This is a genomic window from Allofournierella massiliensis (assembly GCF_004345265.1).
Classification (GTDB): Bacteria; Bacillota; Clostridia; order Oscillospirales; family Ruminococcaceae; genus Allofournierella; species Allofournierella massiliensis.
Genome location: NZ_SLUM01000027.1, coordinates 40,907 through 51,690, shown reverse-complemented (window position 1 = coordinate 51,690; position 10,784 = coordinate 40,907). Strand labels below are relative to the sequence as shown.

Here is a 10,784-nt window from a genome sequence, read left to right as displayed (position 1 = left end):
CACTTTTTTGAAATATTTTTTATCAGCTTTTCAGCGGCTCGCTGTCTCTCGCGACAGCTTGATTATAATACCACACAAGGAAACACATGTCAACACTTTTTTCGAAATTTATTTCATATTTTCTTTCCCTCAAACAGCCTCTCTGCTCCCCTATATATAAAGGAAGGGACGGGGCGTTTCCCCCGTCCCTTCTTCTTTACATCTGCCCCGGCAGGGCGGATTCTTCTTTTCTGCACCAACCTGCTTTTCTGCAAATGGGGGCTGTCTCCTTCATTCTCACAAACAAAGGCAGATACTCCACCGCCAGCACCGAGTTCTCCAGTCCGTACCAGCGGGCCGGAGATCCGGCCACATGGCGAATCGCATATTTCACAGTCAGAATCCCCTGATCGGAAGCCGGGAGATCACTTTCAGGCACAACACGCTTGCGGATGATACAGAACTTGAATCCGCCCACATCACCCGGTTCTTCCACCGCGTAACGCTGTTTTTGCAGGGGAAGTTCTCCATCCTCCATCAGCTCCTGCACAATCTGGCGCAGATACACATTGATCCGCTGGTTTTCCTTAAACCCCAGATTGAGCCGAACCCGGAAGATATAATCGGTTCCGAAGTTCTCCACCTCATATTCCCGTTTATAAGGCACATCCTCCACATGAATGCTCACAAACCAGTAGGCCTTCGCCCGCTTGGGTCCTTTTTCCAGAATGGAATACAGAATGTCCCGCTCCACGAAATTGTGGTAATGGCTCTTGGTCAGATAAATCAGATTATCCGTAAAACATGGAATGCTTTCGTCATCACGCAGCTGACCCAACACCTCTTTGTAGGTATCCACGTTCAGATAGATGGCCTGGGTATCCTCCACCTGTGTGCCCCGATGCCAGATGTACATGATGAAGAGCAGCACCGCTGCCAGTGCCACGGCCACATAACCGCCTTCCGCAAACTTGGTCAGGCTGGACAGCAGGAACATCAGCTCCAGCCCGCCAAACAGGAGCAGAAATCCCCACGCAACAGGCCCACGGCGCTTTTTGTCATGCAGGAACACAAACAGCAGCATGGTGGTCATGAGCATGGTCACCGTAATGGCCAGACCATAGGCCGCCTCCATTCGATGGCTGGATCGGAAGTACAGCACCAGCAGCGAACAGCCTACCCACAGGCAGGTATTCACCAGCGGGATATACAGCTGCCCCATGGTACGAGACGGATAGATGATCTGCATGTGGGGCATCAGATCCAGCTTACAGGCTTCGGACACCATGGTGAATGCTCCGGTGATCAACGCCTGGGAAGCGATAATAGCTGCCAGTGTACCCAGCAGCACTGCCAGCAGCCGCAGCTGAGGCGGCACCATTTCAAAGAACGGATTCATATCCTGTATCCTGCCCAGCTCCTTGTCCTGCCGATGAGCAATGAGCCAGGCTCCCTGCCCCAGATAGTTCAGAATCAGGCAGATCTTTACAAAGGGCCAGCTGATATAGATATTGCCCTTGCCCACATGACCCATATCCGAATACAAAGCTTCTGCACCGGTGGTTGCCAGAAACACGCTGCCCAGAATGAAAAAGCCCATTTTATTATAAGGACTCACCAGCACACGCAACGCCAGCATCGGATTCAGCGCCTGCAGCACTGTCCAATCTCCTGCCATGTGGTAAAGGCCCATTCCCCCGAGAAACAGAAACCAGATGGTCATAATTGGGCCGAACGCCTTACCGATGGAACTGGTTCCTGCCCTCTGGATCAGGAACAGCACTGCCAGAATCACCAGTGTGATCTGTATGATCCTTCCCTGCCCCGGTCCCAACAGAATTTCCAGTGCCGGAATACTGCGCAGGCCTTCCACAGCGGTTGTTACGGTTACTGCAGGTGTGAGCACGCCGTCCGCCAGCAGCGCGGCCCCGCCCACCATCGCCAGCACCACCAGATGCTTTCGGCTGCGGCGCACAATGCTGTACAGCGAAAAGATACCACCTTCCCCATGGTTATCCGCCTGCATGGCCACCAGCACATATTTTACGGTGGTCAGAAGGGTCAGCGTCCAGATCACCAGCGACAGTGACCCCAGAATCAGCTGCGGGTCTGCATTCTGAAGCCCTCCGTTGCCTGCTACAATGGATTTCATCACATACATGGGCGAGGTTCCAATATCGCCGTATACCACACCAATGGCCACCAGCGCCGCTGCGGGGCTGATCGGGATCGCTGGTCGTTTTTCTGCTGCCGTCATGTTGACTCCATTCTCCTCTGTCTTGATACTGTTTGGCCCCGGCTGAATCCTGTCAGCCGGGGCACCTGTTTGGGTCGTTCTTTCTATTTACACGCTTTTTCCTGCCTTGTCAACAGGTTTTTCCGTGTTTCTGCAAAAAAAGTATTACTTTTATATGTTTTTGTGTCCTTTTTCTCACTCTTTGGGAAAACGGGCGTTGAACCGGTCCAATGCAAGCGCCAGCACAACACCCACAGCCAGGCAGATGAGATCACTGAGCAGCGCCGCGAACGAGGATGCCATATCCCGGAACGGAATAATGACCAGCGTAGCTGCTGATACCACACCCACAATGGCATGAAATGCAATGGAGTAGTGCCGTTCAAACAGCCGATCCACCGCCTTTGCCAGCAGCACAATGGTAACCACTGCGCCAAGCACCCCCGGCACCAGAACCGAAGGCCGCAGCCGGCCCAGCCCTTCCACAAAGGGCGTATAGAGACCCAGCGGCATCAGCAGAGTGGAAAAACTCATGCCCGGTGCAATCATGCTGAGGGCCAGGCAAAAGCCACAGAACAGATACCAGAGCACCGAAGGCGTTACCTGCACGGAGAACAGCTCCAGCCCAACCAGCAGCCCTAATACCACCGTAAACGCCACAAGCAGCGAGATCCAGGATCCTTTACTCCGTCCCTTTTCTCCTGCCTGTTTCATCAGCGAAGGAAGCATTCCGCCGATCAGGCCTACGAACAGACAGACCGACTGATTGGGATACCGCTCCAGAAAAAAGGCCAGCAGATTGGCTACACCCAGAAAGCCGATTCCCATGCCCAGAAAGACCGGGGCAAGCCTGGGCAGGTGGGTTTTATAATGTTTCTTCGGGTCAGACAGCAATTCCATCACCGGCCGGTAGATTCCAAAAATCACACAGAGCACCCCACCGGAAATTCCCGGCAGCACCGCGCCCAATCCGATGAGTGCTCCCTGCAGCAACCGCAGAAGCATCATGGCAGGCGACTGCTTTTGTTGTTTTTCCATATAATTATTCTCCTTGTTTTCTTACGTGGAACATCCATTTTTCTTAACCTGTTACAGTAAGAAAAAACCCGAACCTGCTGAAAAACAGATCCGGGCTTCTGGTGACCCATCCGGGAATCGAACCCGGGTTACCGCCGTGAAAGGGCGATGTCTTGACCGCTTGACCAATGGGCCTTATAAAAATACAAAGTTTAGCTAAAACAGCAAGCATACTTCATCACCCACTATTGCGGGTAACCCCCAAGTATTCTAGCTAAACCTTGTATTTGTTGGTAGCGGTAACTGGATTCGAACCGGTGACACTTCGGGTATGAACCGAATGCTCTAGCCAACTGAGCTATACCGCCATATAAAATTGCGCCGTATGTAGGGCGCTTTTATATTATATTAAACAGACAATGACTTGTCAACAGTTTTTTCATCTTTTTTTTAAAAAATTTCTTCCATTTTTTACCATTGCAAAAAACCAGCCTCCGAACCAGTGTCCGGAGGCTGCCTGATTGTTATTTACTTGCCGCGCTTGGGAACCAGCAGTTCCTTTCCGCCCATATAGGGACGCAGCACCTCGGGGATCTTCACGGTGCCGTCTGCCTGCAGGTTGTTCTCCAGGAAGGCGATCAGCATACGCGGAGGAGCCACACAGGTGTTGTTCAGGGTGTGGGGCAGATAGTTGCGGCCATCCTCGCCCTTCACACGGATCTTCAGGCGGCGGCTCTGAGCGTCGCCCAGGTTGGAGCAGCTGCATACCTCGAAGTACTTCTTCTGACGGGGGCTCCAGGCCTCGATGTCGCAGCTCTTGACCTTCAGGTCAGCCAGGTCGCCGGAGCAGCACTCCAGCTGACGCACGGGGATATCCAGGCTGCGGAACAGCTCCACGCTGTTATGCCACATCTTGTCGTACCACTCCATGCTGTCTTCCGGCTTGCAGACCACGATCATCTCCTGTTTCTCGAACTGATGGATGCGGTATACGCCGCGCTCCTCCAGACCGTGTGCGCCCTTCTCCTTGCGGAAGCAGGGGCTGTAGCTGGTCAGGGTCTGGGGCAGCTTGGCCTCGGGGATCAGCTGATCCACAAAGCGGCCGATCATGGTGTGCTCGCTGGTGCCGATCAGATAAAGATCCTCACCCTCGATCTTATACATCATGGCATCCATCTCAGGGAAGCTCATAACACCCTGCACCACGCTGCCGTGCATCATAAAGGGAGGAATCACATAGGTAAAGCCCTTGTTGATCATGAAGTCGCGGGCATAAGCCAGCACCGCCTCATGCAGACGGGCAATGTCGCCCAGCAGGTAGTAGAAGCCGTTGCCGGCCACGCGGCGGGCGCTGTCCAGATCGATGCCGTCGAAGCTCTCCATGATCTCGGTGTGGTAGGGAATCTCGAAATCCGGTACCACAGGCTCACCGAAGCGCTCCACTTCCACGTTGTGGCTGTCGTCCGGGCCAATGGGCACACTGGGATCGATCATGTTGGGGATGACCAGCATGATATTGCGGATCTTCTCCTCCAGCTCGGTCTCCTTGGCCTCCAGCTCCTTCAGACGGTCTGCCTGAGCGGCCACCTGAGCCTTCACGGCCTCGGCCTCCTCAAACTTCTTCTGACCCATCAGAGCGCCGATCTGCTTGGAGAGCTTGTTGCGCTCGCTGCGCAGATTGTTCGCCTCGGTAACGGTGTTGCGGTTCTCGGTATCCAGAGCGATAACCTCATCCACCAGAGGCAGCTTGGAATCCTGGAATTTCTTTTTGATGTTTTCCTTGACAAGCTCCGGGTTCTCCCGTACAAAACGCAAGTCCAGCATAAGTTTCTATCCCCTTTTTCAGATTGTTTCCTTTTGATAACCGCCCAGCAGATTGGCAAAGGCGGTAAGTTGCTCGTCCGAATAAAAATGAACCGTCAGGCTGCCCCGACCGTTTTTGTAGGCCACCTTGACCTCATTGCCCAGCACCTCGCGCAGGGCAAGCTCCACCTCGTCCGGCAAAGCAGGCCGCACCGGCTGGCTGGCCTGCGGCTTTTCCGGCCGGGAAAGCTTTTTGCACAGCGCCTCAGTCTGGCGCACGTTCAGCTCGTTTTCCACCACCATCTGGGCCGCCTGCTCCTGCAGTTCTTCATTTTCCAGACCCAGAATTACCTTGGCGTGGCCGGTGGTCAGATGACCGGTTTGCAGCCATTCCAGTGCCCGCTGGGGCAGATTCAACAGCCGCAGGCTGTTGGCCACTGAGCTTCTGCTCTTGCCCAACCGTTTTGCGGCCTGCTCCTGGGTCAGCCCACAGCGTTCCATCAGCTGTTTGTAGCCAAATGCTTCCTCCACCGGATCCAGATCCTCCCGCTGAAGGTTTTCGATGAGTGCCATTTCCATGGCTTCGCTCTCGGTCACATCCTTAATAATGACCGGAATCTCGGAAAGCCCCGCCAGACGGGCAGCACGCCAGCGCCGCTCACCGGCAATGATCTTGTAGCCGCCGCTGTTGCAGGGGCGCACCGTGATCGGCTGCAGCACACCATGCTCGGTAATACTGGCCGCCAACTCCGACAGGGGCTCCTCGGAAAAGTCCTTACGGGGCTGATCCTTATCAGGCTCAATGTCCCGCAGCGGGAGGGTACTCACCTCCCGGCCCACATCCCGGGCTGTTTCCTCAAACAGACTTTCCAGCCCGCGGCCAAGGCCGCCTTTTTTTTGTGCCATCTGCCGCCCTCCTTTTATCGGTTATTGCTCAGCAATTCTTTGGCCATGGCCTGATAGGCCTCGCAGCCCTTGCTGGCCGGGTCATAGTAATTGATGGGCTGCCCATAGCTGGGCGCCTCGGAAAGGCGCACATTTCGGGGCACAGTGGTCTTATAGACCTTGTCCCCGAAGAATTTTTTCACCTGATCCACCACCTGCAGGGTCAGATTCAGCCGGCCCGCATACATGGTGAACACCACGCCTTCAATTTCCAGATACCGGTTGTACATCTTGCGCACGGTTTTCAGGGTGCTCATCAGCTCGGAAAGGCCCTCCAGTGCGTAGTATTCACACTGGATGGGAATGAGCACCGAATCACTGGCGCACAGACCGTTCAAAGTGAGCAGGTCCAGACTGGGCGGGCAGTCAATAAAGATATAGTCGTAATTTCCGGCCACCGAAGCCAACGCCTGACGCAGCCGGCTTTCCCGCCGTTCCAGATTCACCAGCTCGATCACCGCGCCGGAAAGCTGAATGTTGGACGGGATCACATCCACCATAAACTCCGTGGGCACAATGGCCTGCTGGGCCTGTGCCTCGCCGATGATCAAATCGTACACGCTGGTTTCCACATTCCGTTTGGAAATTCCGTAGCCGCTGGTGGTGTTGCCCTGAGGGTCCAGATCCACAATCAGTACCCGTTTTCCCTCTGCCGCCACACAGGACGCCAGATTCACAGCGGTGGTGCTTTTCCCCACGCCGCCTTTCTGGTTTGCAACTGCGATTACTTTTCCCACCGCTTGTGCCTCCAATTCATCAGATCTGCATCCGCGAAACCCCTTCGCGGCAGGCATCGGTGTTATTATAGCATAGATTTCGACGTGATTACACCCATCTCACTGGATTTTCCTCAGATTTCTCTCTTTTCTGTACTTTTGAAAAGCAAAAATGTTCCACATGGAACATTTTTGCTTTTTCATTCTCAAAAACATCAGGGGGAATGTTCCACGTGGAACATTCCCCCTGACTCCCTTTTTCACGTTTTCCCCATATCGCTGAACCCAATCTCCGCACAAAACGGAGTGGAGAACTGGCATCTATTTTAAATGTTCCACGTGGAACATTTAGCCGGTCCTGCTCACCGATCTTTCCTGCTCTGTGGGGATTCGCACCGTGTATTCCACAAAGCCATCCCCTTCCACCCGCCGAGTGGAGGCATTCACGCCCGCGTCCACCATCAGGCGCACCGCCTTGTTGATGGTGTTCACAAAGATGCGCACATCCCGCACCATGGGAATGGATTTCTTTCTGGGTGTGCGCTGCACAAGGCGCTGTACATATTCATCCGCCTGGCGGGCATTCATTCCCTGCTTTGCAAATGCTTCCAGCGCCGGAAGGCGCTGCGCCTCCTCCAGCCGCAACACCGCCCTGGCATGCCGCTCGGTCAGATGATTGTTCCGGCAGAAGGCCTGCTGTTCATCACTGAGCTGAAGCAACCGGAGCTTATTGTTCAAAGTGGGCTGCGCCATCCCCAGCCGATTTGCCGCTTCCTCCTGGGTGCAGCCCCACAATGCGATCACATCCTGAATGCCCCGGGCCTGTTCAAAGGCGTCCAGATCCTGCCTTTGCAGATTTTCCAAAAGCCCCAGTGCAGCAGTGGCCTGATCCTGATACTCGCAAAGAATCGCCGGAATTTCCTTCAGCTGCGCCAGCTTGCAGGCGCGAAGCCGACGTTCCCCTGCCACCAGCTGGTATCGATCTCCATAGCGGCGAACGGAAACCGGCTGCAGCAGACCGTTTTCCAGAATGCTTACCGCCAGCTGCGCGATCTCCTTTTCATCAAAATGCCTGCGCGCCTGAAAGGGCGACGGGTCGATCAGCTCTGTGGGAATGGCAAGCACCTTCCCCTTCACTTTCATTTTACGGGGCAGCATTCCGGTTTACCTCCTTTTTGTTGCGGAAAATTCTGCGGCCCCCAGCAGGCAGGAGCCCTGGGGCAGCACCCCGCCCAACAGCCCGGAAAACATTGCCGCCGCTTGCATGGCGGCTTTTGCCCTGTTATCTGTTTATGTATCCGAACCGGGCCGCAGAAATGATCCCATCCTTTTTGGAAAACAAAGAAGCGCGCCGTGCGGCTCCCTCTGCTTCCAGCAAAAGTATACCACAGGCGCGCTGCGTAATCCAGAAATTTCCATTTTCAAAATTCTCTGGATTCTTCTCTTTTTCTTCTTATTTCAACGGGGATTTTGCAATTTTTCCGCCGTTTCTGGGGTAAACGGTCGGAGTTTGCGATATTTTTTCACACACCACCAGGCTGCGGGCATCGCCGCCGGGCAGCTGGAAGGAGCGGGTCTCCCGGTAGCTGCCACCCAGTTTGGCAATGGCCCCCTTGGCGCTGGCCAGCTCCTGCTCGGCGCCAGAGCCCTTCATGGCGATGAATACACCGCCTACCCGGGTCAGGGGCAAACAATACTCCGCCAGAATCTGCAAAGCTGCCACCGCACGGGCACTTACCACATCGGCAGTCTCCCTCCACTGCTTTCGGGCCGCTTCCTCCGCCCGCTCCTTGGCAAATTCCACGCCGGTCAGGCCCAGTTCCGCACAAACATATTTCAAAAACTCCACCCGCTTGCCAGTGGGCTCCATCAGGGTAAGCTCCAGCTCGGGCTTGTAGATCTTAGTCACAAGGCCCGGAAAGCCCGCACCACAGCCCACATCGATCATCTTCCCCGTCACTTCCGGCTGACTGGCAAAGAGCAGGCTGTCCAGAAAATGCTTGTCCTCAATGCCCTCCGGATCTGTGATAGCAGTCAGGTTCACCTTCTGGTTGTACTCCACCAGCAGCCGGGCATAGTGATTCAGCTGATCCAGCTGGATGCCAGTCAGCTCGATGCCCTGCCGGGCGCATTTTTCCTGCAAACGCTGTGTATCGATCATTCCGTCGCCTCCCTGTTCGCGGCTTTCTCACCGCCTGTTTTCCGGACCCGATTGGCAGCTTCCACCGCCACACTGAGCACCGCCATATCCGCCGGGCTCACACCGGGAATTCGGCCCGCCTGGGCCAGACTCACCGGCCGGATGCGTGCCAGCTTCTCCCGGGCTTCCAGCCGCAGACCGTTCAGCGGCGCGTAGTCAAAATCCTCCGGGATGGGGGTATTCTCCAGCCGCTTCACATCCTTGATGGCCCGCTGCTGCCGGGCAATGTATCCGGCATATTTGATCTCGGTGGTAATGCGGGCCGCCATTCGCCGGTCCACACCCTCGCCCCAGCCAATCACCTGGGCAAGAATGGAATAATCCAGCTCGGGCCGTCGCAGCAGCTCTGCCGCCGTGCCTCCCTTTTCCACCGGTGCAATTCCCTTTTCTTCCAGCACCCGGTTCAGCTCTGCCGCCTTTACGCTGGTCTGCTCCAATCGTCTGGTTTCCCGGGCCTTGATCTCCATGGCCTGTTCAAAGGCCTGCCAGCGGGCATCGTCCACCAGACCGGCCTTGCGGCCAATGGGGGTAAGCCGCTCGTCAGCGTTATCCTGCCGGAGGGTCAGCCGGTATTCACTGCGGCTGGTCATCATGCGATAGGGGTCCATGACGCCCTTGGTCACCAGATCATCCACCAGCGTACCCAGATAGGAGGAATGCCGGGGCAGGATCACCTGCTCTTTGCCCAGCACTGCCAGACCGGCATTCATGCCGGCCAGCAGCCCCTGGGCCGCCGCTTCCTCATAGCCGGAGGTACCGTTGAACTGGCCCGCACCATACAGTCCCTTCACCGCACGGGTCTCCAGTGTCAGCTGCAGGGCGGTGGGGTCGATGCAATCATATTCAATGGCATAGGCCGGCCGCAGGATCTCGATGTTCTCGAAACCTTTGATGGTCCGGTACATGGCATTCTGCACATCCTCCGGCAAGCTGCTGCTCATACCCTGCAGATACATCTCTTCGGTATCCAGCCCGCAGGGCTCCACGAAAATCTGATGGCGTTCCTTATCGGAAAAACGCACTACCTTATCCTCAATGCTGGGGCAGTACCGGGGGCCAACGCCTTCGATCATACCGCCATACAGGGGGGAACGATGCAGGTTGTCCAGAATGATCCGGTGAGTTTCCGGGTTGGTGTATGCGATGTGGCAGTCCACCTGATTTTTGATCCCACCCTCCGGGGTCAAAAAGCTGAAGGGCTCCGGCGGCTCCTCACCGGGCTGAGGTTCCAGCACCGAAAAATCAATGCTCCGCCGGTGCACCCGGGCCGGGGTACCGGTTTTGAACCGGCGCAGAGGCAGCCCCGCCTGACGCAGTCGTTCACTCAGCAGGTTTGCCGCCTGCTGACCGTCCGGGCCGCTCTCCACGCTGGCGTCGCCCACAAAAATTCGTCCGCCCAGATTGGTGCCGGTACACAGCACCACCGCCTGTGCCCCGTAAAAGCCGTTCAGTCGGGTGTATACGCCGGTCACCCGGCCATCCTCCAGCGCAAGATCCACGATCTCGCCCTGTTTAATGTCCAAGTTATCGGTCTTTTCCAGAAAATGCTTGGTGAAGTCATGGTAAGCCCGCCGATCAATCTGGGCCCGCAGAGAATGCACCGCCGGGCCCTTGCCCCGGTTGAGCATCCGGCTTTGCAGGGTGGTGGCGTCCGCCGCCAGACCCATCACGCCGCCCAGTGCATCCACCTCCCGCACCAGATGGCCCTTGGCGGTGCCGCCGATGCTGGGGTTACAGGGCATATTGCCGATGCCGTCCAGGCTGAGGGTAAACAGGGCGGTCTTTGCGCCCAGAGTTGCCGCCGCATGGGCCGCTTCAATGCCCGCGTGACCAGCACCCACCACAATCACCTGATAATCTCCCAAATGGTTCATGCTTTGTTGTTTCC

At 56.0% G+C, this 10,784-nt stretch carries 8 protein-coding genes and 2 tRNA genes; all 10 read right to left on the bottom strand.

What is annotated here, in order from left to right; all coding sequences use genetic code 11:
* Positions 1–196: 196 nt before the first annotated feature.
* Entirely contained in the window at positions 197–2,236 is a 2,040-nt protein-coding gene (locus EDD77_RS14385; protein WP_058963447.1) for a KUP/HAK/KT family potassium transporter, read from the bottom strand.
* A 174-nt stretch (positions 2,237–2,410) separates the two neighbouring features.
* Positions 2,411–3,253 (bottom strand): DUF368 domain-containing protein, encoded by an 843-nt coding sequence (locus tag EDD77_RS14380; protein WP_058963446.1) that lies wholly within the window; start codon positions 3,251–3,253, stop codon positions 2,411–2,413.
* A 99-nt stretch (positions 3,254–3,352) separates the two neighbouring features.
* Positions 3,353–3,427: transfer RNA gene (locus EDD77_RS14375), tRNA-Glu, on the bottom strand.
* A 96-nt stretch (positions 3,428–3,523) separates the two neighbouring features.
* A tRNA-Met gene (locus EDD77_RS14370) sits at positions 3,524–3,600 on the bottom strand.
* Between the two features lie 160 nt (positions 3,601–3,760).
* A complete protein-coding gene (gene serS / locus EDD77_RS14365; RefSeq protein ID WP_058963445.1) occupies positions 3,761–5,056 on the bottom strand; it encodes a serine--tRNA ligase in 1,296 nt (431 codons plus the stop codon).
* An 18-nt stretch (positions 5,057–5,074) separates the two neighbouring features.
* Complete coding sequence (locus EDD77_RS14360; protein WP_058963444.1) at positions 5,075–5,941, bottom strand: ParB/RepB/Spo0J family partition protein; 867 nt, start codon at positions 5,939–5,941, stop codon at positions 5,075–5,077.
* 14 nt (positions 5,942–5,955) lie between these two features.
* Positions 5,956–6,717: a ParA family protein gene (locus EDD77_RS14355; protein WP_058963548.1), complete on the bottom strand. Its 762-nt coding sequence runs from the start codon at positions 6,715–6,717 to the stop codon at positions 5,956–5,958.
* 327 nt (positions 6,718–7,044) lie between these two features.
* Positions 7,045–7,854 (bottom strand): ParB/RepB/Spo0J family partition protein, encoded by an 810-nt coding sequence (locus EDD77_RS14350; protein ID WP_058963443.1) that lies wholly within the window; start codon positions 7,852–7,854, stop codon positions 7,045–7,047.
* A 295-nt stretch (positions 7,855–8,149) separates the two neighbouring features.
* Complete coding sequence (gene rsmG, locus EDD77_RS14345; RefSeq protein WP_058963442.1) at positions 8,150–8,857, bottom strand: 16S rRNA (guanine(527)-N(7))-methyltransferase RsmG; 708 nt, start codon at positions 8,855–8,857, stop codon at positions 8,150–8,152.
* Positions 8,854–10,770, bottom strand: a complete 1,917-nt coding sequence (mnmG, locus tag EDD77_RS14340; protein ID WP_058963441.1) for a tRNA uridine-5-carboxymethylaminomethyl(34) synthesis enzyme MnmG — start codon at positions 10,768–10,770, stop codon at positions 8,854–8,856. Before mnmG ends, rsmG begins: the two co-directional genes overlap by 4 nt.
* Between the last annotated feature and the right edge of the window lie 14 nt (positions 10,771–10,784).